The following is a 22,808-nucleotide window of genomic DNA, read 5'->3' on the forward strand; positions in this document are numbered from 1 at the left end:
CAGGGCCTACACGTCACCGGGAGCCGTAGTTGTACAGCGGCTTGATGACGGGGTCCTTCTGGGAGGCGTTCGCGAGCTGGACCGCGCCGAACGACGCTCCGGCGGCCAGCAGGACGCCGACGACTGCGGCGATGGCGATGCGCATCAGGGGGTCCTTCGTCGGGGGTGGGGGTCGCGGGGCTTGATACTGCCGAGTAACGGAAAGCTCAGAGTAGTCCTTGGGGCCAGGATTGACCAGAAAACGAGCAGACTCAGCGCGACCCAGGCGGCCGCCACGGGAGCGGCGGGAACACCGTCACCGGCCACGTCCGCGACCCCGTCGATCCGGTAAACGACCAGGTCAGGACCTCGCAGCAGCTCCGTGACCGCACCGGACGGGCGGTGCTCACCGGTCTCCGCGTCCACCACGACGTACCGTACGCCCGCGTCACGCAGCGTAGCCGCAGGTGGTGTTCCCGTCCGCGCGACCGGCGCGAGCCTGACCGCCCTCGGATCCTCGGGCGCGACGGTCGTCTCGTCGACGGTGACGGCGTCGTCCACGATGACGCGGCGGTGCAGATAGCGAGGCAGCGGGTCGAGGACACGGCGGCCGTGGTTCCACGGGTAGCTCCGGTAGGACGCCCAAGGCAGGACCAGCACGTCCCCGCGCGCCGGGTCGCCGTCGATGATCCGCCGCGCGCGCTCCCAGTCGTCCGGGTAGTGGACGGCCCGCAGATCGCCGGCCGCGCCCCACGCCAGTGTCGGCAGCAGGAACACCGGGACGGCCATGGCCGCCGCGGCCACTCCCGGCCACCGCGCCTCGGCCGCGCGGTCGGCGGCCACCCCCAGCCCCACGGCGACCACGACGGCGAGCGGGGCCACGTACTGCTGCCCGTCCCGCAGGACGGCGAACCCGGGCCAGAGACCGATGACCGTCTCAAGCGCCCCGGCGGCGACCGCCCCCAGCGCCGCGACGGCGAATCCGGCCACCGCCGCGACGGCCGCCCCGCGTCGCCAAATAGGTTCCCTGCACCATTTCCAGTAGGCGGCCAGTGCGGCGACGACCACGACCAGCCAGATCGTCGCGGTGACCGGCGCCCCGTACCCGCTCGGCACGGTTTCGCCGTTCCACACGCCGCCGAGCAGGAGCAGGCTCCCAAGCGACCCGAACGGCGTGTCCGCCCTGGCCGCGAACAGGCCGACGGCCGACCCGTCCCCAGGCACGCCGGCCGGCCGCAGCAGGCCGGGCACCAGCCAAGGAAGGCTCAGAACCGCAACGGCCCCCACGACCCGAGCCGCGTCGACGGGCATCCGGTGCACCGATCGTGCGGTCGCCAGGGCAATGGTCAGGGCGGTCAGGGCGGAGACGGTCAGGGCGGCGAAACCGCCTATGGCGGCGGGGATCAGGGCGCGGAGGAGACGGCGTCCGCCGCCGGGGACATCGGTGCTCGCGGCCGCCGCCACCACCCAGGGCAGGGCCGCGTAGCCGAGGAGGAGCGCCCACTGCCCCAGCAGCAGCCGCTCGGCGACGAACGGGTTCCAGGCGTAGCAGACGCCCGCCGCCAGGCGCGGCAGGAGCCGGCGGGACGGCACCAGGGACGCCGCCGACGTGCACGCCATCACGAAGATCGCCAGCAGGACGAGCTTCTGCACGGCGTCCGCCGGAACGACGGTGGCCAGCGCGGTGACGAACGCGTCGCTCGGGGCGTGCCGGGGGACGACGCCGGTCAGCCCGAACGTCAGGCGGGTGAACGCGGGATCGGGCACGAACACCATGTCGTACGACAGCACGAAGCCGGGCGCGAGCCCCGGCCCCAGCGCCGCGAGCCCGAGCCCCAGCCCGGTCAGCGCGGCCGCCAGGTGCCGCGTCCGGTCGTTCAAGCCGTCCGCTCCCGCATGTGAGCCTGGACGCTACCCGACCTGTTCCCCGGCGGGGCGCCGCCCCCCTGCGCCCCCCGGCGACCGCGCGGGGTCGGGGTCGCGCGGCAGGCCCAGGATGCGCTCGCCGATCACGTTGAGGTTGACCTCGGTGGTGCCGCCGCCGATGGTCATGGCGCGGGACGCGAGCAGGTAGCGGGTCCAGCGGGCGCGCAGCGGGTCCTGCCGGCCGCCGGTCAGGGCGCCCTCCTCGCCGAGCAGCGTGAACCCGAACTCGGTGACGTGCTGGCCGTGCTCCATCGCCACCAGCTTCCGGACGTTCGCGGTCGCGCCCGGGTCCGTGCCCGACAACTGCTTGAGCGTGGCGCGGAGGCCGAGGAGGTTGAACGAGTGCTCGTCGCAGGCGAGGCGCCCGATGCCGTCGCGGACGACCGGGTCCGCGGACAAGCCGAGCTCGGCGGTGAGATCGAGCAGTTCGGGCAGGTCGCCGCCGAGCTGGAAGGTGCTGGTCAGCCCGACGCGCTCGTTGGCGAGGGTGGTGCGGGCGACGCGCCAGCCCGCGTCGACCGGGCCGACGACGAGCTCGTCCGGCACGAACACGCCGTCCAGGAACACCTCGTTGAACACGGCGTCGCCGGTGCACTCGCGCAGCGGGCGGATCTCGATGCCGGGCGACGTCATGTCGACGAGGAAGTAGGTGATGCCGTCGTGTTTGGGACGGTCCGGATTCGTTCGTGCGATGCAGATGCCCCACTGCGCCTCGCGGGCGAGCGACGTCCAGATCTTCTGGCCGGTGATCGCCCAGCCTCCCTCGACGCGTTCGGCGCGCGTCCGCAGCCCGGCGAGGTCCGAGCCGGCGTCCGGCTCGGAGAACAGCTGGCACCAGACGATCTCACCGCGCAACGTCGGCGGCAGGAACCGCTGCTGCTGCCCGGCCGTCCCGTACTGGACCAGCGACGGGACGACCCATGCGGCGATCATCAGCGGCACCGGGCGGACCTTCGCCGCCGCCAGCTCCTGCTGGATCACGATCTGCTCCAGCGGTCCGGCGTCCCGTCCCCAGGGCTTCGGCAGGTGCGGCGTCACCCAGCCGCCCTCCGCCATCGCGGCCCGCTGTTCGAGCGGCTCCATCGCGGCCAGTTCGCCGACCCTGGCGCGGATCTCCTCGCGTACCGGCGCCGCGTCCTCGGCCAGTTCGACGCTCATCGGGCGCCTGACGCCCTTCACGGCGAGCGCCGCCACGTCCGCGCGGTGTTCGCCGGCCCGCCCCAGGAGCGCGCGAAGGGTCAGGGCCCTCCGGTAGAGCAGGTGGGCGTCGTGGTCGTAGGTGTAGCCGATGCCCCCATGAACCTGGATGTTGCCCTCTGCGCAGGTGACAGCGGCATCCGTTGCCAGGACGGCGGCGACACCCACCGCGTAGGCACGTTGCTCTTCTGGCTCATCCAGAGCGCGCGCGGCGTCCCATACCGCGGCCCTCGCACGCTCAACGGCGATGAGCATCCGGGCGCACTTGTGCTTGATGCCTTGGAACTGCCCGATCGGGCGGCCGAACTGCTCGCGGAGCTTCGCGTATGCCACGGCGTCGTCAAGGGCACGTCCGGCCACACCGCATGCCTCTGCCCCGAGCAGGACGACGGCAAGGGCGTGTGCGTCCACTCCGCTTAGGAAGCGTTCGTCCGGGACGGTCACGCCATCGGCCGTGACCGATCCCACCGGGCGGGTGATGTCGAGAGACTCCAGCGTCCCCACGGTGACGTCGTCCCGGTCGATGACCGCCCAGCCGTCACCGGCCGGGAGCACGAACACGTCCGCGAGCGGCGCACCCAGAACCGGCTGGACCGTGCCGGACACGGTGGAGCCGTCCCGGTCCAAGCCGCCCGAGAGTGCGACCGCCGCCGTCCGGGAACCGTCCGCGAGGCCGGTCACGTCGGCGCCGGCCGCGTACAGGATCGCGGACGCCAGCACCGTCGGCGTGTACGGGCCGGGAGCCAGTGCCCGGCCGAGTTCCTCCAGCGCGACGGCCTGTTCGAGGACGCCGAAGCCCTGCCCGCCCGCGTCCTCGGGCAGGTGCAGGCCGGGCAGGCCCTGCGCGGCGAGCGCGGGCCAGCAGCCCGCGTCCGCCTCCCGGACGGCCCGCGACGTGATGTTCCGCTCGGCGAAGCCGCGCACCGACGCGGCCAGCTCCTCGTGTTCCCCGGTCAGCCCGATGGCCATGGCCACACCTTTCTCAGGAGTGGCCACAGCCTATTAGAACGCCGTTCGGGTTGTCAGGACGCGATCTTCAGCTGGGCGAAGAACTCGTTGAGGTCCGGCCACCGGTTCCGGTGCGTGTTCGGCATCGACGCGAACACCACGGCCGGCGCCGGCCGGCCGGTGTCGATCACCGCGGTGGCGACGACCTCGCCGGTCGCCCGCACCCCGGCCCGCTTGTAGGTGAGGTGCGTGGCGATCAGCCAGCCCGGGTGCCCGTCCACGGTCAGGGCCTGCGAGGCCAGCGGCGCCGACTTGTGCGGGAACGCGTAGTACTGCGCCTCGAAGCCCTGCGCGGCCAGCCCGGTGACGTTCTTCACGCTGTCCGGCCCCTGGTAGGCGCTCTGCAGGCTCGGGAGCAGCGTGCCGGTGAGCAGCTGCCCGTACCAGAGCTGGCCGGCGTGCCTCTCCGTCACGAGGATCTGCTGCCCCGACCACCCGGGGGTGCCCAGCTTGTTCTTCTTGGTGGGCACCTGCCAGGGGGCGGCCAGCCGCGGATAGGCCAGGCCGGAATGGACGTCCTTCACCCGGCCGAGCATCCTGCTCGGCCTCCCCGGGAACGTCGTCAGCCGCCTGTCCGGCGGCAGCTGCACCTGCGCCGCCTCGGACTGCTCCGCCGCGGCCCGCTGGTCGGCGTTGCCGGAGGTGTCCTCCGACTCCTTACCGCCGCTCGTCAGGAGGTAGACGCCGCCGGCCGCGATGAGCGCGACCACCAGCAGGCCGATGCCGCCGAAGAGGACGAGCCGGGACCGGCCGCCGCCCTCGTCCAGGACGTCCCGCGGAGGTTTCGGGGCGCGCTTCGGCTGACGCTTCGGCGAGCCGTCGCCACCGAGCTTGGCGTCCGCCGACGCCTCGTCCGCCATCCAGTCCGGCATCTGCCAGTTGCCGCTGCTCGGCTTGCCGGGCTTCGCCGGACGGCCGGCCCCGGTCGGAACGGCCGGAACGTAGTTGTCGTCGCCGCCGCTCTCGTCGAAGAGCGACCCCTCCCACTGGGGGGCCTCCTCTTCGGAGACGGGCGCGACCTTGACGTCCTCGGGCGCGGGCTCAGGAGCGGGCTCGGGGGCGGGCTCGCGGGTGGATTCGCCCTCGGCCGGAGCGGGGCCCGGCACCCGGGCGTCCTTGGCCTCGACCTTCCCCCAGATGTCGTGCGGCTCCCCGCCCTCCCCGGACCCGGAGAACTCCGTGCGGCCGGTCGGCGCGGGCATGAACACCTCGGGCACCTTCGGCTCGGGGAAGGCCGTCCGCGGGCCGGCCGCGTCGTCCGCGCCGGGCTCCGGCCGGTTCTCCGGCTCGCTCTCGCTCATGTCGGTCCAGCGCACGCCGCGCTCCCCCTGATCGGACATGCGGCACACGTTACGCGAAGATCACCTATGCCGTTCCGGCCGCTGATCACGCTCAGGACACATCTTCTCATCGCTTAGTGATCGCTTGGTGACGGCCCCGCCAAGCCCGCGGACGGCTCCGGCCCGTCCGCCAGCCGCTCCCGGGCCAGCAGCGTCGCCCCCGCCACCGCGCCCGGCATCGCGAGCACCGCGCCCAGCGGAATGAGGAACACCACAACAGTCGCGGCGCCGAACCCGACGACGAGCGGACGGTCCGCCTTCAGCCGCGCGAACCGCTCCCGGCGCCGCAGCCCGCGCCGCTCCAGCGCGATCGAGGTCAGCTCACCCGCCAGGAAGTAGCCCGACACCAGTGCCGCGATCACCGGGACGACCGTCTGCCCGACCACCGGCAGGAACCCGCACGCGAAGAACACGACCGCGAACATCAGCGCGACCGCGCCGAGGATCACCGCGTCCTTGATCGCCCGCCCGATCTGGACGATCAGCGGGACGTCCGGCTCCGGCGGCGCGCCGCCCTGCGACTCCTCCACCCGGACCGCGATCGCCTCGTAGAACGGATCCCCGACCAGCAGCGTCACCGCGGTGAACGTGATCACCGCGAGGAACAGGGCCGACCCGTACAGCGCGATCCCGGCGACGAGGCGCGCCGACGTCCGGGCCGCGCCCGCCCATCCGTCCGCGAACTGCGTCACCCATCCGGCCAGGTCGTCGATCTCGAACGCCAGGTAGACCAGCGCGGCCGCGTACACGGCCAGCACGATCAGCGCGGGGATCAGCCCGAAGAGCCACTGGGCCGGGTGCCGCGCCACCCATCCGATGCCGCGCAGCAGATACCCGACGCCGTTGAACAGGTCCTTGAAAGCGGACGGCCTGGACGCCTCCGGTTCCGGCTCCGGGCGCGGCTCCGGCAGCGGGGGCGGGCCGGGCAGCGGGGGCGGGCCTGGCTGTGGCGGCGGGGCGTTCCATGCGCCGGGTCGATCCGGCGGGACGTGCGGTTGGCTCACGCACCCTCACCTTATAGGGCAGGAAGCCCCACAAGGCGAGCGGAACGCTCCCAAACCACACGCCGCAGCTCCGGATCCTTCAGGGCGCCCACCGTCGGCAGCATCCCGGCGCCCGGCGTCGAACTGTGGAAACCGCCGCTGCGGCCCTCGAACTCCTCGTCCAGCGCCAGCCGCAGGGCCATCCGCGCGCCCTGCGCCGGCGTCCGCATCACCGGAGTGTGCGACAGCAGCCCCCCGATGCGCTCGCTCCCCCGGACGTCCCTGCTCAGGCTCGTGGCGACGACGCCGGGGCACATCGCGTTCACGGTGACGCCGCTGCCCTCCATCCGCCGTGCCAGCTCCTGCGCGAACAGGATGTTGAGCAGCTTCGACCGTCCGTACACCCGGAGCGACCCGGCGGGACCGTACGCGCCGGGCTCGGCCATCCGCTCGGCGTCGAGCCGGTCCGAGTGCCGGTGCGCCTCCGACGCCACGACCACCACCCGCGACGGCGCGCCCTTCTCCAGCAGTCCCGTCAGCAGGTTCGTCAGCAGGAACGGCCCCAGATGGTTCGTCGCGATCATCCGGTCGTGGCCGTCCGCGCTTACCTTGGCGCGCAGCAGATGCACGCCCGCGTTGTTGACCAGGACGTCCAGCCGCTCGAACCGCTCCGTCAGCGACGCCGCGACCCGCCGGACGTCCATCTGCACCGACAGGTCCGCGAGGAACGTCTCGACACGCGCGCCGGGCACGTCCCGCGTCAGCTCCTCCACCGTCGCCGCGGCGCGCAACTCGTTGCGGCAGACGATCCCCACCAGGAGCCCCGCCCGCGCGAGCCCCCGCGCGATCTCCTTCCCGATCCCGGACGTCCCCCCGGTCACGATCGCGATCCTGGACTCCATTCCCCCACCGAACCACCCCGCACACTCCCCGGCAAGCGCGCCGCCCCGAGGCCGGCCCTGGCACGATAATGGAACAGGTTCTAGTATTCGGCCATGAGGTTCACCTATGCCGAGGCCATGACGGACCCCTCGTTCTATCTGCCGCTGGCGCGGGCGGCGGAGGAGGCGGGGTACACGAGCATGTCGGTCGCCGACTCGCTGGTCTATCCGAAGGAGTCGGACTCGGTGTATCCGTACACCGCGGACGGCAGCCGGGAGTTCCTGGAGGACAAGCCGTTCATCGAGACGTTCACGCTGATCGCGGCCATGGGCGCGGTGACGGCCACGCTCCGGTTCACGCCGTTCGTCCTCAAGCTTCCGGTGCGCCCGCCGGTGCTCGTGGCGAAGCAGGCGACCTCGATCGCCTGCCTGACCGGCGGGCGGCTCGGGCTGGGCGTGGGGGTCAGCCCGTGGCGCGAGGACTTCGAGGTCATGGGCGTGCCGTGGGAGCGGCGCGGCAGGCGGATGGACGAGGCCATCGACATCGTGCGGGGGCTGAGCGGCGGCGAGTACTTCGAGTACCGCGGCGAGCACTACGACGTTCCGGCGATCAAGATGACCCCGGCGCGGCCGTTCCCGATCCTGGTCGGGGGGCACAGCGAGGCGGCGCTGCGGCGCGCGGTCGTGCGCGGGGACGGCTGGATGCACGCCGGCGGGGACGACCTCGACGACCTGCTGGCCAGGCTGAACCGGATCCGCGAGGCGGAGGGCAAGGCCGGCGGCCCGTTCGAGATCCACGTCATCTCCACGGACGCCTACACGCCCGACGGGGTGAGGCGGCTGGAGGACAAGGGCGTCACCGACGTGATCGTCGGCTTCCGGATGCCCTACGCCAAGGGCCCCGACACCGAACCGCTGGCCAAGAAGATCGAGCACCTCGAACGGTTCGCCGAGAACGTCATCGCGAAGACCGGGTCCTGACATCGAAACGAGAACACGTTACAGTCCGGCCATGAACGCCATCACCTGGGACGCCCCCGACTCGGACCATCCGGCCCGCCGGGCCGCCCGCGCCTCCATGAACGCCTCGGCGGAAGGCCGCAAGGACGACTGGCTGGACCTCTTCTCCCCCGACGCCCTCATCGAGGACCCGGTCGGCCCGTCCTTCCTCGACCCCTCGGGCAACGGTCACCGGGGCCGGGAGGGCGCCGAAGCCTTCTGGGACAACTTCATCTCCACGGTCGCCGACTTCCGCTTCGCCATCGCCGACTCGTTCGCCAACGGACCGTGCTGCGCCAACGTCGCGACGATCACCACCACGATGGCCGCCGACGGTTCCAGGCTGACCATCGACTGCGTCCTCATCTACAAGGTCGACGAGGCAGGCAAGATCACCTCGCTGCGCGCCCACTGGGAACCCGACCGCGCCTTGTCCACCCTCACCAAGCCGGGCACGTGATCCTCAAGGGAGATTCCAGAACCGGACGGTCCCCTCGAAGTCGCCGCTCGCGAGGAGCCCGCCCGCCGGGCTGAGCGCCAAAGCGGAGACACCCGGGGTGTTTCCGCCGAGGCTGCCGGCCGCCTTTCCGGTGCCGGCGTCCCAGAGCCGGACGGCCCCGTCGGTCTCGCTGCGTGAGGCCAGGAACCTGCCGTCGGGGCTGAACGCCACCTGATGGGCACCGGTGGTGATCTTCTTCTTCGGACGGCGGTCCGCCACGTCCCAGAGCCTGATCTCGTTTTTGCCGCCGGTGGCCAGGGTCTTGCCGTCGGGGCTGAAGGCCACCGAGAAGAGCGACTTGTCCTGCCCCTTGAGGACCGCTGCGCTCCGACGGGTGCCGACGTCCCACAGCCGGACGTCCTTGTCGTCGTCGCACGCCAGCGTCTCGCCGTCCGGGCTGAACGCCACTGTCCCAGGCACCTCCTTCAGGCCGGAGAGCGTGGCGGTGAGGCCATGGCCGCTCACGTCCCACAGCCGGATCATGTTCTTGGCGTTCTCCTCCCTCAGGAACGTCGACACCCCGATGGCCAGGGTCCGGCCGTCCGGGCTGAAGGCCAGCGACCAGGCACCGGCGCCGTCGGGATCGTCGAAGGTCGCGATGGCACGGCCCGACGCGACGTCCCAGAGCCCGATGCCGCTGTCCCCGTCGTCCGAGGCGATCGTCTTGCCGTCCGGGCTGAACGCCACCTCGTGCTTGGATTTGCTGGACCGCGCGAGAGTGGCGGTCTTCTTGCCGGTCGCCACGTCCCAGAGTTCGAGGGCGCCGTCCTCCCCGACCCTCGCCAGAGTCCTGCCGTCCGGGCCGAACGCCAGCCCCCAGATCTCGTCCGAGCCCTCGATGGCGGTCGGACGGGGCACGGCCGACGTAGGGGCGGCGCCCGGACGCTCGCCGCCCGACGGCTGCAACGCCCAGACACCCGCGACGGCCCCCGCGCCCACGACGAGCGCCGCCGTCACCGCGACGAGCGCACTCCTCGCGCGCGGCGGCTTCGCAAGCAGCGGCCGTGTCTCCGGGAGGGTCAAGTCCAGTGGGGCGACGACCGCCTCAAGCATCCCCCGGACGGCGCCGGCCGTCAGCCGCGCGGCGGGATCCTTGCGCAGCAGCCCCGTCAACACCTCACCGAGCGGGCCGGCGTGCACCAGCGGCGCGTGCTGCTCCGTGGCGATGGCGAGGTAGATGGACCCATGGTTGGGCCCCGTGAACGGCGGCCCACCTTCGACGGCCGCGAACAGGGTGGCGCCGAGCGACCACAGATCCGACTGCGGTGTGGCGGGCCGCCCACGCACCTGCTCGGGCGCCATGAACGCCGGGGTACCGAGGACCGTCCCGGTGTTGGTGAGCGTCGCGTCGCCCTCCAGCGCGGCGATGCCGAAGTCGGTGAGCACCGCGCGCTCCCCCTCCAGCAGCACATTGGCGGGCTTCACATCGCGGTGCACGATGCCCTGGTCATGCGCGGCGGAGAGGGCGTCCACCATCTGCAGACCTATCGCGGCGACCTCGTTCACCGGCAGCCGCCCCCGCCGGCGAAGCAGGTCGGCCAGCGAGCCGCCGCGGATCAGCTCCATCACGATCCACGGCCGGCCGTCCTCACCGGCCACCCGCTCGTGCACCCGGACGACGCCGGGATGCGTCAGCCGTGCCGCGGCGCGCGCCTCCCGCTCCATCCGGGCGTACAGCACATGCCGCTCGTCCTCCCCGATCTGCTCGGGGAGGCGCAGTTCCTTCAACGCGACCTCTTGCTCGAGACCGGCGTCCCAGGCCCGCCAGACGACGCCCATACCGCCGCGCCCGAGCGTCCCGAGAATGCGGTACCGCCCGGCCAGCACTTCCCCCGGCCCCTCGCCCACACGGGCAACCTACCGCCCAAGATCACCCAAGAACCGCACCCCACATCACAAATAGACAAATGTGTCTACCAGGCTACGGGTCGGCCGAGGACGCCTGCCCGCACTGCGGGAACACGGAACGGCGGCCCAAGCGGGCAACGGCGAGCGCAGAGGTGAGGGTCCAGCCCGAACGCGAAACAGCGGGTCGACCTTTCCGGGGAGTCTCACACGGATGGTCTTCCCGCCGTTCCGCGTGCCCCTGCCGACGGGTCACTACTCCGCCGCTGCAAGGAGGGGCTTGCGCCAGAGCGATTGTAGCCAACGCCCATGAACACAGGACGGTGGCTGGTAGCACACCAAACAAGGGCCGCCCGGCCCTGGTGTCCAGTTCTGTTCGCAGGCGTGACAAGGGCCGGGCACACTACCGGGACCTTGCGCGCCGTGATCACGGGAGTCTCCCATGACCGAAGCAAGCACGGTCCAACGTCAGGCGTTCTCCGCCGCGACGCCGCCCCCGGGTGTCACCCGGGACATGTTCGAGACGGCGATCGCCCGGGGAATGGACGTGTGGGGCCTCGACCACGCGGTCAACGTCGCCCAAGTCTGCTCGGCGTTCGACTACGTGAACGGGTTCGTCAACATCCCCGCCTCCACCGAGGAGATCCTCGAAGCCAAGTCCCTGGGCGTCTACCCCGGCGACTACGGTTCCGCGCGGGCGAAAGCCACCCACGCCCAGGTCAAGCAGGTCATCGCGATCTGCGGGCCGGACGAGGTGTCCTGGTACGCGCTGGCGCTTCAGAACGCCGGTCACGACCAGGTGATGCAGGCCGCGAGGCTCGGGGCCTACCCCAGCCTCTTCGGCCCCGAACTGCGTGAAGGCAGGACCCCTGCCGAAGCGCTCCAGTACTTCGCCGACCTCTTCGGGTCGGACGAGGACTGAACCTGGTCCGTCCCTCCGCTCCCCGGCCGGGGAGCGGAGGGACGGAACCTGTGGCGAATGACCGCACCGTGCGTCGTCGGTCAACTACCAGGAGATCTTCCGCGCAAGAAAGAGGACGCGGCTGGCCGCCGCGCCCTCTTCGTTTGGCTCCGGGTGAGTTACGAAGCCGGCCGGACAAAGGACCAGCCGATCTTCGCCGTGTCACCCAGGATCTTCATGTCCCGCTCCAGGCACGCGCAGACCACATCCTCGACGTCGCACACGCGCCGTCGACGAAGGAACTGCTCCTCGTCCTCCGCGTCCAACCCGATGCTCTCGTTCCCGAACGTGCTGTACATTCCGGGCCTGCCGAGCGTGGACGCCCAGTCCCACTCCGTGTACTCCGAGGCGGTCAGGACGTCCCTCATGCGGCCCCTGCAGTACGGCAGCAGGGGACGCGGGTTGGTGATCGCCATGCGCTTGCGGTACACGCTCCACAGTTCGGTGAACTGGTCGACGGTGACCTTGCGCAGGACTTGTCCGCGGTGGGGCGCCCGGGGGTCGGTGGAGCCGCGGCTCGCGTCCCGGCCCCGGGTGTCCCACATGGTCCGGATCCTGAGCTCCTTGAACGGCACGTGGTTCATGCCGATCCGCTCCTGCCAGAAGAACGGCGCCTTGCCATCCCCGAGGAACATCACCGATGCTCCGACGGCGATCGCAGGCACGTACACCGGCAGCAGCGCTGTGGCGATCAGCAGATCGAGCCGCCGCTTCTCGTCACTGAGAACCCAGTCAGGACCCTTCTTCTGCGCTCCGGGCATATCCAAGATCACGCCTCGGATCGCCTGGAGCCTTTCCTGCACGACATGCAGTTGTGTGTCATTCATTTGTTTGCGGGCACCGACCTGTCCTCGGTGCCCCCTCCTTCGCCACATACCGTGTCCGCGGCGCGCCGAAGGGCCACCGTGCCGGAGCACGCGATCCGGTCGGCCGCATCTCCCTGACGAGTGCAGGTGATCATCTCCGAAACGGCCCGGAATGTCTGGGGCGCGGGCCAAGATCGTGTCCTGTCGCGCAGAGCGAGAGGGGTGGCGGGATGCGCTGGATCGGCGTCGCGGGCGGTTACGAGGTCGCGGTTCGAGGCGAGGGGGCGGAGAAACCCGTCGTCGCGTGCCGGCGGGCGGGAGGTAAGGAGCTGGCCAAGGTCCCGGCCAAGGTGAAACAGGACCCCGGTGTGGCGAGCCTGATGGGGCTCTGCGAACGGCTCGCCGGGCACGGCCGGGCCGTGCGCGAACAGGTCGAGGCCTGGATGCTGCGCTCACTGCCCGTCCCGGTGGATGTACTGCACGCGGTCTGGGAGGACCCGGCCTGGCGGCATGCGCTCACCGGCCTGGTCGTCGCCCCCGTCCGCGGCGGCGCGCCGGACCTGGAATGCGCCGGAGTCCTGCTCGGGCTGGATGGCACGAAGGGCGTTCGGCTCACACCGGTTGACGGGGACGTCCGGTGGTCGGACGCCGACACGTTCGCCATCCCCCACCCCGTCCTGCTGGGAGACGACCTGATCGATCGGCTTCGGCGCGGCGGCGCACTCAAGCATGACCAGGCCGTGGAGCAACTCCACCGGGAACGATGGTCGCGCCCGGACGGGATGGACCGGACGATCGACGTCATCGACGCGTTCTGGTTCACGGAGGCCTGGTACGAGAGCGGCGCCGCGTTCGAGCGCCGCGTCATCGGGTTCGGCGGACGCGTCCGCGGCGACGTCGCGCGGTTCACCGTGCACGACCCCGAACCGATCGGCATCGAGCTGGAGGTGAAGTACAGCGGACCCATGAGCCCCGCCTTTCTCGGGACCCTGACCTTCGCGAACGGCGGCCGGGAGATCGGCGACATCGCCTGGTCGGAGGCGGCGCGCATTCTGATGTCACTGTTCGCGGGGCGGACCGTGGAGGACGAGGAACGCGAGGTGCTCGGCGCCACCGACGCGTACGCGGATTACTGCGACCGTCTTCGCGGCGAACCGGGCACCGTCCCGGACACCCGCCACCGGCCGCCGTCCCGCGAGGTCCTGCTCCGAGCCGGCGCCGTGCTCCCAGGTCCGCCCGCCTCGGCGGACGAGGACGCTCTCGTCGCGGCGCGCTTCACCCATCCGGCGTTGAACGAGCCGGTGGTGCCGCTGGTGCGCCGCGCGGCGGTGCCGGCCGAAAGGGCCTCGATGGCATTGCCCGGCCTGGTCGCAGCGGGAGACGGCGAGGTCGGTGCGGTTCGTGCGGGCCCGCTGGGGTTCCTCGCGATGGCCCTGCACTCGTACCCGGCCCAGCATGACCGCATCGTGGCGCTGCATCAGGTGCTGCAGGCCGCCCGCAAGACCGCGACGGGCAAGCCGGGGCTGGCACGGAAAGCCCTGAACGAGCCCGCCGATGGCCTCGCCACCGACGCCCCCGACCTGCTCCCCTTGTACTTCGACGAGTGCGCGCGCATCATGGCCGCTGCGGGGAGCACGGCCTACGCGGCCGCGTACTTCGAGAAGGCCAGGGCCGCCGAGTCCGAGCATTCCCTGCCGGTCGACGAGGCCCGGCTGGTGGCCGCGTACGTCACCGCGGGCTCCGGCGCCGTCGGGCCGAAGTCCCTCAAGCACCACGCCGCGCGCCTCGCCGAACGGCACTCCCCCGACGAGGCCTGCCGCTGGCAGCGCCGGTTGCTCACCGAATGGTGCGAGGCGGGCGAGGGCGACGCGCTGATCCTCGCCGCCGGATGGGCCGGCGCCGCACGTGCCGCCGGGTGGAAGCCCGGCGAGCGACCCGCCGCCGAGGACCGGGCCGCCGACGAACGCGCCGTCCGGGCCCTGCTCGATCATGGCTGCCTGCGGACGGCTCCGGCCGCGATCTGGAAGTTCGTCCGCCCGCTGCTGTTCCGGATGGCGGGACAGGACGCCGCCGTCCGGCGTTCCCTGGCCGGGTTGCTTCCCGAGCCCGCGGAAGGCACCCCCGAGGCGAAGGCCGCCGCCGTGTCGGTGCTCGTCGCCAACCTCGACGGGGCCGGTGCGCGCGCGCCGTTCACGTCCGACGTCGAGATGAGCGGTGCGCGGGTGCGGCAGTGGGTGGGGCGCTTCATGAGCCTCTACGCCGGTCTCGCCCTGCCGGTCTCCGGCCTGGACGGCCTGCTGCGGGACGCAGGGAAGCGGCTCACCGCCGAAGGGCTGACCTGCGACGGCCACATCGCGCTGCTGGGGCCGGACGACAACTACATGTACTTCTACGACGGGCAGGTGCAGGAAGAGCACACCGACTACGACTTCCCGCTGCTCGAACTCGCGCTCGGCCTGGGGGTCCCCCTCGCCCCGCCGCGCTACCTCCACACCTTCAAGCTGCACTCCTGGCTCGATGCCGCCGAGCGTCCCGGCCTTGCCGCCACCGCCGCCGACCCGGCCTGGGGTCCGTTGCTCCGCGACGCGGTGATCGGGAACGTCTCGGCCCCGCTCGGGCTCGGCCCGCCCGCCCACGAACTGCAGGTCCGCCCCTCCGTCGTGAAGGCCCTGGTCAACGCGCCGGGCACCCGGGAAATCGTTGCGGACATCCTCGCTGAGCACGCCAAGAGGGTCCCGGGCCACGGGCTGCCGGACGTGCACGCGGCGCTGTGCGACGTCGAACGGTTCACCGTCGCCGGCGTCCCCGAAGGTTCCGCGGAGGCCGTCCGGGCCATCCTCGCCGAGGCCGATCCGGTGCGGGCTCTGGCAGCGACGCTTCGCGGCGGCGTCCTCGGCGAACTCGACCTCGAAGTCCTCTCCCGGCACGAGACCAACACGGTCCATAACTACATGGAGGAAAGCGGAGCAGACCTCCTCGTCATCGAGGCGGGCCGGCTGTGGCGCCACGCCTTCCGGGCCTCGGCCGTGACGCCCGGAGGCGTCGGCCCCGGCCACGGCTTCGGCACGTACGACGACCGGGAGAGCGTCCACAAGAAGGCCGAGGCACGCGAACTCTACGACCGCTGCCTGATCGTCGCGGATGGACGGGTCACCGTGGTCGATCACAACGGCCCGCACTGCCCGCACGGCGGCACCCACCCCAACGCCCCTTCCATGCGGCCCGTCGACGGGGAGCCGGTGCGCTTTCCCCACGCCGGGTCGGACGCCACCGTGTGGCGTGGCGAGGGCCGTCTGATCGAACTGCGCGACTCCACGGGCCGGACGATCGGCCGATATCTGCGCGGTTCCGGGTGGGTGCCCGAACACGACGGAGCAGACGGTTTCCGGATCCACTTCCATCGCTTCGCGGCCAAATCCGGCTGGGTGCCTCCACCGGGATGGTGGAGCGCGATGACCCCTCGTGATCCGGAGGGGTCCCGCACCCTGCGAGGCGTGGACGACGCGACCGCGCGACGGCTGCTGGACCTCGCGGACACCTCGTTCACCCCCCGGATGATGGAGCTGATGGCCCCCGGTTCCGACTTGATGGAGAGGCACGACCGCTTCAACGAGCTGAAGGCGCGGCTGCGCACGCTCCTTCCCGAGATCAACGACGAGATGCTCCGGACCGGCGTGACCTCCGTCGTCTGGACCGCGATCGAATGCCGTGAACGCGCGTTCGCACTGGCCCGGCGGCTCGGCCTGGCTCCCCCACCGCACCTTGAACCCGCCCCGGTCACTCCGTCCGCGACCGCCGCCGAGGCGCCAGGGCCTCGGCCCGAGGCGTCCGAGCGTGAGCCCGTCCAGGCACGCTCCCCGCGCGCGGCCGCGTACGAGAAGATCGTGCGCCTTGCCGAAGAGGCCGTGCCGAAGCGCGGGTACGTCGAGAAGGTCGCGGGCGGTTTCGACGCCGCCGCCGTCCAAGGGGTCGAGGAGCGGCTGGGACGGCTGGGCGCCTCGGTCCTGCGCGCGGCCCGGGCCGCGGGCGCCGAGCGCGACCGTCGCCGTGCGGAACTGCTCGATCTCGCCTCGGTCCCCGAGCTCATCCGCACCGACGGGACCTGGCAGGTCGGGCGCATACGCCCGCATGTCGAGGCGGGGAAGCCGCACACGGGTCACGGCCGCGTCGGCATCGTCGGCGTCGGCCCCGAGGAAAGGGGCGACTACGGCTGGGTCTACGTCTCCACGGCCCTGCTCCACACCCCGGACGGTCCCGATCCGCTGATCCTGAGCCGCAACAACGTCCAGGAGGCGCGGAGCTGCCGGGGCTGGGGCGACCCCGGCCGGCTCCGCGCGGCGGCGGACCTCATCGGCCGGAACGGGCCGCCGCCACTGGGCCACGACGCCGTCGTCACCGCATTCGCCGAGGCCACGGGACTGTCCATCGCGCAGGCGATCGTGCTGCTGTCCCCTTCCGCGCGGAGCACCGCATGGCCGGACGGCTGGGCGCTGGGACGCGTCGCCTCGCCCGACCCCGACGACGCCGAACTCATCCGCGCGCACAACCTGACACAGACTGGATTGAGGGCGGCGGCTCTCACCCTGCAGGCGATGACGGAGACCGGCGAGGCCATCGACCTCGTCGAGGCGCTGATGCCGGAGGACCCCGCGGACCTGTGGCGGTCCGGCCCCGACCTGGATCGCGCGATCACCCGGTGGTCCGGCCGCCATCCGCGGCTGACGCCGCTCACGACCGACCTGTGGATCACGCTCACCGCCGGCCTGGACGAGCGCGATCTCCCCTTGGTCCGCAGCCTGGTGGCTCTTCTCGGCGAACGTCTCGACGAGCGTCCGGCACTCGTCCCGGGCCGGTTCGGCCAGGCGGCCAAGCTGCTGGAGGACCGCCTGCCCGCTCACCACCCCGCGCGGGCCGTCGCCGCGGAACGACTCGCAGACCTGGGCGCCGCCTACACCGCTCCGGAGACCCACGTCGTGATAGCCACGGGCGTCACCTCCGTGAGCGCCCTCGAAGGCGCCATCGGAGAACTCGCCGTCCACCTTCCCGATCACGGCAGGCTGGCCATCGCGGATCTCTTGACGGCGACCCCCGATGGCGACGGCTACCGGATCCGGCTCCAGCCATCACGCCTCACCGGACCCGAAGACCCGATGCTGGAACGCCTGGAATCCGCACTAAAACGCAACGGCGCGACAAACGCGCTGTCCGACCTGCGTTTCCTGATCTCCATCGCTTAGTCCCCCTATGATCATCTGGGCGGCAGACGAAAGGGGAACTGTGCGTAATTCTGTCCCGGTCGGAGCCGTCGCCGCCTGCGCCGTCGCCGCTCTGGTCGGCGCCGGTGGCACGTCGTCCGTGGCGGCGCTGAGCGGTTCGGACGAGCGGGTCGGGTCGGAACGGCCGACGCTAGTGGGCTGGGCGCGGTTGCCCGCGGAGACCTACGCCGCCGGGACCGAGCCCTCAGGCTCCGCGCTGGGCACCGAACCGGTCAACGGCGTCAAGGTGCCCTTCGCCCATCAGCCGATCCAGGGCTTCAGCGGCATCGTCAAGAACGAGGACGGGTCGTTCTCCGCGATATCGGACAACGGATACGGAAAGAAGAACAACAGCGCGGACTTCCTGTTGCGCATCCACCGGATCAAGCCAGACTTCAAGCGCGGCCTGGTACGGGTCCTCGGAGGCATCTCCCTTTCCGATCCGAAAGGCCTGGTTCACTTCCCCCTCACGAGGGCCGACCGGAAACTCACCGGAGCCGACCTCGACCCGGAGTCGATCGTGCGCGCCCCGGACGGCACGTACTGGATCGGCGACGAGTTCGGCCCCTACCTCCTGCACTTCGACCGTGCCGGGCGGCTGCTGCAAAGGCCCATCCCGGTACCCGGCGTGAAATCCCCGAACAGCCCGGACCTGCAACCCGGCGAAGAGCCCGATATCGGCGACAGCAAGGGGCTGGAGAATCTGGCGATCTCCCCGGACGGCAGGACGCTGTATCCGATGCTGGAGGGAACGGTCACCGGTGACACCCCGCAGGATCTGCGCATCTACGAGTTCGACCGGCGCCGCGCCACCTTCACCGGACGGCGCTGGACGTACCACATGGACGCCCCCAAACTGTCCGTGGCCGATCTGACCGCCATCGGCCCGAACCGCTTCCTCGCCATCGAACGCGACAACCTCAAGGGTGATGCGGCGGCTCTCAAGAAGGTCTACAAGGTCGACCTCGACGACCGGGACCAGGACGGCCGGGTCGACAAGACCGAGGCCGTCGACCTGCTGAACATCGCCAACCCACGCGAGCTCGGCACTCCGGGCAAGACCTTCGAGTTCCCCTTCTTCACCATCGAGGCCGTCACCGTCCTGGACGACCGGACCATCGGCGTGCTGAACGACAACAACTTCCCATCGGACGCGACCCGGGTGCCGAACCGGCCCGACGACGACGAGTTCATCGCGGTCCGCCTGACCGAAAGCCTCAGCAGGCCATGACGGCGCAGAGGGTCCGTCCGGCATTCGGGATCGTGCTGGCTGCCGCTGGGGCGGTGCTCTGGGCGACGGCACTGGCTTTCGTGGTCCCGGCCGCACGGACGGCCGAGAACGCCGCGATGGCGGTGGACGACGCGGCACAGGAGATTCCCAACGACCGCTGGTTGAGTCTGTGGGTGCACGACCTCCGCTGGGCCGCGATCATCGTGATCGTCTGCGGGCTGGCGCTGACCGCGTGCGGCACCGGTCACCGCAAGCATGCCGCCGTCGTCGCCGGGATCGTGTTGCTCGTGGCCGATGGCACGTTCACCGCGATGAACGCGACCAGGTGGCCGGCCATGATCGGGGCGCTCGTGGCGGCGTCCGCGATCGCCGCAGCCACGATGGCGGCGCAGCGCACCGACACGAAGGCGGACGGGCCACAGCGGCATCTGGTCGGGTACGGAATCGTCGCCGCCTGGTGTGCGCCCCTGCTGCTGTCCAATGCCATGAGCGGGGTCGGCCGGTTCGTTCCGGACGGGTTGGCCGCCGGCGCGAGCGCCGCCCAAGTCCTCCTCGTGCTTGCGGCCATCGCCTGCGCCGTGTCGGCCATGCCGCACGTCCCACGTGGTGCCGTTCCCGCGGCCGCCGGCTTCACCATCGTCCTGGGAACGGCAGGGGCGTTCGCGGGCGCGAACGGCGACGTGGTCTGGGCGCTGCTGCTCGGCGGCCCGCTCGTCGTCGCCGTGCTGCTGCTCACCTCCCGGCCGCGATCCGCGCGTTCGTTCCTGGGCCTCGCGATCATCGCGGTGGGCTATCCCTTTGCCGCACTCGCCGCGTTCCTGGTGGGCATGGGCCCGGCGATGGGCGCACTGGCGCTGTCCGGTGACTCCTATCCCGCCGACGGAGTGGCCGCGTTGCCGGGCGGCCTGCTCGCCGGCGCGGTGGCGGGCGTCCTGACCGTGTGGACAAGGCGCGGCCGCCGTCCCGCACCACCGATCTAGGACGGCCGGCTTCCGGGACCGCCCCCGAGGTGGCGGCGATGGGCAGGGCCCCTGGCGATGCCTACTGTGGAAAGGAGCAGGAGACCGGTTGTCAGGGGCATTCGGGGGCAAGCGTGAGCGGGGCCGAGATCGATTACAAGGCGGTGTTCCATGCGCTGCCGAGCGCGGTGGCGCTCCTCAGGCCGGATCTGGTGTACGCCGACGTGAATGAGGCGTTCTTGCGAATTTCGGGCCGCACCCGCGAGCAGTTGCTGGGCCGGTACCTGTTCGACGTCTTCCCCGACAATCCTAACGACCCCGCCGCAACCGGGATGCGCAACTTGAGAGCGTCGCTGCGGCGGGTGTCGGCCACCGGGGAACGCGACACCATGGCGTTGCAGCGCTATGACGTGGAGGACCCCGAGCGGCCCGGGGTGTGGCAGGAGCGGTACTGGAGTCCGATCAACGCCCCCGTCCTGGGTCCCGACGGGAAGGTCCTGCTGCTCCTGCACAGGGTGGAGGAGGTCACCGAGCTCATCCACGCGCGCGGTGCCCGCGGCGGCGGAGACCGAACACAAGTGCTGGAGGCTGAGCTGTACACCCGAGCCCGGGAACTGCAGGAGCTCAACGAGCGACTGCGGCGAGCGCATGCCCGTGAGCGTGAGGTCGCCCTGGCTCTGCAGGAGGCGATGCTCCCCGCCGCCCCGGCGATCGGCCCTCACCGCGCCGCCGTCCGCTACCGGCCTGCGATCGGCTCACTGAACGTGTGCGGCGACTGGTACGACCTGGTCGACCTGTCCGGCGACCGTATCGCGGTCGCCGTCGGCGACGTCGTCGGCCACGGTCTGACCGCGGCCACGGTGATGGGCCAGCTGCGCGCGGCGCTGAGTTCCGCCGCCTGCGTCGCCGACGGCCCCGCGCAAGCGCTGGACGTCCTCGGTCACTACGCCCGCTCGGTGGACGGCGCCGAGTCCACCACCGCGGTCAGCGTCTTCATCGACTGGACGACCCGCACCCTCACCTACAGCAGCGCGGGACACCTTCCGCCCGCCTTACTGCATCGCGACGGCACCGTTTCCTTCCTCGACCAGGCCACCGACCCCCCGCTGGGGGCCGGTCCCGAGCATCTCACCCGCCCGCAGGCCGACATCGCCTTCTCCGAGGGATCGGCCCTGGTCCTGTACACCGACGGACTCATCGAACGCCGCCGTGAGGACATCGACACCGGACTGAACTCGCTGGCCGACTCTCTCGCCCGCCACCAGCACGCCGACGCCGAAGCCCTCGCCGACGCCCTGCTGAGAGACCTGCTACCGCCCGCAGGCATCACCGACGACACCGCCCTGGTGATCATGCGCCTGTGACCACCCCGCTTGGCGTGAGTTGGTTCTGTGGTGAAACTGGGCGCATGGCGACTGAGGTGAACTTGATTCCCGCGCCGCGCCGGCTTGAGAGGACCGGCGGCTCCGGGCCGTTCAACGGGGACGTGCGAACCAGGGTCGATCCGTCACTCGCACCGGAGGCGTACCGGCTGACCGTGTCCGCCGACGGCGCCGAGATCGTCGGCGGTGAGGAGGCAGGCGTCTTCTGGGGCCGTCAGAGCCTGCGCCAGATGCTGGGCCCCGACGCGTTTCGCCGCGCCCCCATCGCACGAGGGCCGGTCACGGTGCCGTATGTGACCATCGAGGATTCGCCGCGTTTCGCTTGGCGCGGCTTCATGCTCGATGTCGCACGGCACTTCCTTCCCAAAGATGATGTGCTGCGCTACGTCGATCTCCTCGCCGCCCACAAGCTGAACGTATTCCACCTGCATCTCACCGATGACCAGGGTTGGCGCATCGAGATCCAGCGGTATCCCCGGCTGACCGAGATCGGCGCCTGGCGGCGGCGAACCCGAATGGGCTGGGGTGAGCCATTGCGCTGGGACGAGCGGCCGCACGGCGGCTTCTACACCCAGAACGATCTGCGCGAGATCGTCGCCTATGCGGCGGAACGGCATGTCAGCGTCATCCCCGAGATCGACCTGCCGGGGCATTCGCAGGCGGCCATCGCCGCCTATCCCGAACTGGGGAACACCGACGTCATCGACACGGCCGCGCTGGAGGTGATGACCGACTGGGGCTTCAACCGCAACGTGCTGGCCCCCACCGACGCCGTGCTGCGTTTCTATGAGGGCGTCCTGGAGGAGGTGCTGGACATCTTCCCCGGACGGTTCGCCCACATCGGCGGGGACGAATGTTTCAAGGATCAATGGCGCGAGTCCCCCGCGGCCCAGGCGCGCATCCGTGAATTGGGGCTCAAGGATGAGGACGAGCTTCAGTCTTGGATGATCCGTCACTTCGGGGGCTGGCTCGCCGAGCGCGGCCGGCGTCTCATCGGCTGGGACGAGATCTTGGAGGGCGGCTTGGCGGACGGCGCCGCCGTCATGTGCTGGCGGTGGTACAAGGGCGGGATCGCCGCCGCGGAGGCCGGGCACAGCGTGGTGATGTGTCCTCAGCAGGAGGTCTACCTCGACCACGTCCAGGCCCACGGTACGGAGGAACCCGTGCCGTTCGGATGGGTGCACACTCTGGAGGACGTCTACAGGTTCGAGCCCATCCCACCCCGGCTGGCCGGTACGCCCCACGCGGCCAACATCATCGGCACCCAGGCCAACCTGTGGACCGAGGTCGCCGAGGACCGCGGGCGGGTGGACTACCAGGCGTTCCCCCGGCTCGTCGCGTTCGCCGAAGTGGCCTGGTCGGAGCTGCCGGATCCGGACGAACGCGATTTCGGCGACTTCGAGCGCCGGATGAAGGCGGCGCACTATGCCCGTTTGGACGCGCTCGGCGTCGGCTATCGGCCGCCCACCGGACCGCACCCCTGGCAACGACGGCCCGGCATTCCCGGACGGATGCACCGCAAGCCTCGGAAAACGTGGCGGATGGCGGACTGAGCGC

16 protein-coding genes are annotated in these 22,808 nt (G+C 71.2%); 8 read left to right on the plus strand and 8 right to left on the minus strand.

Features of this window, described 5'->3' with window-relative positions:
* Window positions 1-13: 13 nt before the first annotated feature.
* From ACQPZP_RS37305 to ACQPZP_RS37330, 6 genes are all read right to left on the minus strand, one after another.
* Window positions 14-145 (minus strand): hypothetical protein, encoded by a 132-nt coding sequence (locus ACQPZP_RS37305; RefSeq protein ID WP_021592999.1) that lies wholly within the window; start codon window positions 143-145, stop codon window positions 14-16.
* Complete coding sequence (locus ACQPZP_RS37310) at window positions 145-1,860, minus strand: hypothetical protein (RefSeq protein WP_433474371.1); 1,716 nt, start codon at window positions 1,858-1,860, stop codon at window positions 145-147. The genes ACQPZP_RS37305 and ACQPZP_RS37310 overlap by 1 nt, the downstream gene beginning before the upstream one ends.
* A gap of 30 nt (window positions 1,861-1,890) precedes the next feature.
* Window positions 1,891-4,071 carry an acyl-CoA dehydrogenase gene (locus ACQPZP_RS37315; RefSeq protein ID WP_433474372.1) on the minus strand — a complete coding sequence of 727 codons (2,181 nt, stop codon included), beginning with the start codon at window positions 4,069-4,071 and terminating at the stop codon, window positions 1,891-1,893.
* Between the two features lie 53 nt (window positions 4,072-4,124).
* The gene (locus ACQPZP_RS37320; protein ID WP_433474373.1) at window positions 4,125-5,450 is read right to left on the minus strand and encodes a hypothetical protein; all 1,326 of its coding nucleotides are present in this window, start codon (window positions 5,448-5,450) and stop codon (window positions 4,125-4,127) included.
* A 74-nt stretch (window positions 5,451-5,524) separates the two neighbouring features.
* On the minus strand, window positions 5,525-6,454 hold the full coding sequence (locus ACQPZP_RS37325) for an EI24 domain-containing protein (protein WP_433474374.1): 930 nt from the start codon (window positions 6,452-6,454) through the stop codon (window positions 5,525-5,527).
* An 11-nt stretch (window positions 6,455-6,465) separates the two neighbouring features.
* Window positions 6,466-7,335, minus strand: a complete 870-nt coding sequence (locus ACQPZP_RS37330; RefSeq protein ID WP_433474375.1) for an SDR family NAD(P)-dependent oxidoreductase — start codon at window positions 7,333-7,335, stop codon at window positions 6,466-6,468.
* A 93-nt stretch (window positions 7,336-7,428) separates the two neighbouring features.
* Between ACQPZP_RS37330 and ACQPZP_RS37335 the strand changes: the two genes are divergently transcribed.
* Together ACQPZP_RS37335 and ACQPZP_RS37340 are read left to right on the plus strand one after the other, a co-directional pair.
* Entirely contained in the window at window positions 7,429-8,295 is an 867-nt protein-coding gene (locus ACQPZP_RS37335) for a TIGR03619 family F420-dependent LLM class oxidoreductase (RefSeq protein ID WP_433474376.1), read from the plus strand.
* Window positions 8,296-8,326: 31 nt separating this feature from the next.
* Window positions 8,327-8,773, plus strand: coding sequence for a nuclear transport factor 2 family protein (locus ACQPZP_RS37340; RefSeq protein WP_433474377.1), 447 nt, complete (start codon window positions 8,327-8,329; stop codon window positions 8,771-8,773).
* 3 nt (window positions 8,774-8,776) lie between these two features.
* On the opposite strand, the gene ACQPZP_RS37345 is transcribed toward ACQPZP_RS37340, so the two are convergent.
* Window positions 8,777-10,660 carry a WD40 repeat domain-containing serine/threonine protein kinase gene (locus tag ACQPZP_RS37345; protein ID WP_433474378.1) on the minus strand — a complete coding sequence of 628 codons (1,884 nt, stop codon included), beginning with the start codon at window positions 10,658-10,660 and terminating at the stop codon, window positions 8,777-8,779.
* A gap of 439 nt (window positions 10,661-11,099) precedes the next feature.
* On the opposite strand from ACQPZP_RS37345, the gene ACQPZP_RS37350 reads away from it, so the two are divergent.
* Window positions 11,100-11,579, plus strand: coding sequence for a hypothetical protein (locus ACQPZP_RS37350; protein WP_433474379.1), 480 nt, complete (start codon window positions 11,100-11,102; stop codon window positions 11,577-11,579).
* Between the two features lie 158 nt (window positions 11,580-11,737).
* Here ACQPZP_RS37350 and ACQPZP_RS37355 read toward each other — a convergent pair whose 3' ends face one another.
* Window positions 11,738-12,379, minus strand: coding sequence for a sugar transferase (locus ACQPZP_RS37355; protein WP_433474380.1), 642 nt, complete (start codon window positions 12,377-12,379; stop codon window positions 11,738-11,740).
* A gap of 275 nt (window positions 12,380-12,654) precedes the next feature.
* On the opposite strand from ACQPZP_RS37355, the gene ACQPZP_RS37360 reads away from it, so the two are divergent.
* From ACQPZP_RS37360 to ACQPZP_RS37380, 5 genes are all read left to right on the plus strand, one after another.
* Complete coding sequence (locus tag ACQPZP_RS37360) at window positions 12,655-17,661, plus strand: DUF4132 domain-containing protein (RefSeq protein ID WP_433474381.1); 5,007 nt, start codon at window positions 12,655-12,657, stop codon at window positions 17,659-17,661.
* A gap of 40 nt (window positions 17,662-17,701) precedes the next feature.
* Complete coding sequence (locus ACQPZP_RS37365) at window positions 17,702-18,910, plus strand: esterase-like activity of phytase family protein (RefSeq protein WP_433474382.1); 1,209 nt, start codon at window positions 17,702-17,704, stop codon at window positions 18,908-18,910.
* Entirely contained in the window at window positions 18,907-19,890 is a 984-nt protein-coding gene (locus ACQPZP_RS37370) for a hypothetical protein (RefSeq protein WP_433474383.1), read from the plus strand. The genes ACQPZP_RS37365 and ACQPZP_RS37370 overlap by 4 nt, the downstream gene beginning before the upstream one ends.
* Before the next feature lie 113 nt (window positions 19,891-20,003).
* Window positions 20,004-21,233: a PP2C family protein-serine/threonine phosphatase gene (locus ACQPZP_RS37375; protein ID WP_433474384.1), complete on the plus strand. Its 1,230-nt coding sequence runs from the start codon at window positions 20,004-20,006 to the stop codon at window positions 21,231-21,233.
* Window positions 21,230-22,804, plus strand: a complete 1,575-nt coding sequence (locus ACQPZP_RS37380) for a beta-N-acetylhexosaminidase (protein WP_433474385.1) — start codon at window positions 21,230-21,232, stop codon at window positions 22,802-22,804. Before ACQPZP_RS37375 ends, ACQPZP_RS37380 begins: the two co-directional genes overlap by 4 nt.
* Window positions 22,805-22,808: the final 4 nt, after the last annotated feature.

The sequence above is a fragment of the Spirillospora sp. CA-142024 genome (genome assembly GCF_050942325.1).
Lineage (GTDB): Bacteria > Actinomycetota > Actinomycetes > Streptosporangiales > Streptosporangiaceae > Spirillospora.

Bases quoted from the DNA above. Each gene is read 5' to 3' on its own strand.
- ACQPZP_RS37360 (WP_433474381.1), top strand. From the start codon at position 12,655: ATGCGCTGGATCGGCGTCGCGGGCGGTTACGAGGTCGCGGTTCGAGGC.
- ACQPZP_RS37330 (WP_433474375.1), bottom strand. From the start codon at position 7,335: ATGGAGTCCAGGATCGCGATCGTGACCGGGGGGACGTCCGGGATCGGG.
- ACQPZP_RS37335 (WP_433474376.1), top strand. From the start codon at position 7,429: ATGAGGTTCACCTATGCCGAGGCCATGACGGACCCCTCGTTCTATCTG.
- ACQPZP_RS37320 (WP_433474373.1), bottom strand. From the start codon at position 5,450: ATGTCCGATCAGGGGGAGCGCGGCGTGCGCTGGACCGACATGAGCGAG.
- ACQPZP_RS37340 (WP_433474377.1), top strand. From the start codon at position 8,327: ATGAACGCCATCACCTGGGACGCCCCCGACTCGGACCATCCGGCCCGC.
- ACQPZP_RS37350 (WP_433474379.1), top strand. From the start codon at position 11,100: ATGACCGAAGCAAGCACGGTCCAACGTCAGGCGTTCTCCGCCGCGACG.
- ACQPZP_RS37370 (WP_433474383.1), top strand. From the start codon at position 18,907: ATGACGGCGCAGAGGGTCCGTCCGGCATTCGGGATCGTGCTGGCTGCC.
- ACQPZP_RS37355 (WP_433474380.1), bottom strand. From the start codon at position 12,379: ATGCCCGGAGCGCAGAAGAAGGGTCCTGACTGGGTTCTCAGTGACGAG.
- ACQPZP_RS37315 (WP_433474372.1), bottom strand. From the start codon at position 4,071: ATGGCCATCGGGCTGACCGGGGAACACGAGGAGCTGGCCGCGTCGGTG.
- ACQPZP_RS37305 (WP_021592999.1), bottom strand. From the start codon at position 145: ATGCGCATCGCCATCGCCGCAGTCGTCGGCGTCCTGCTGGCCGCCGGA.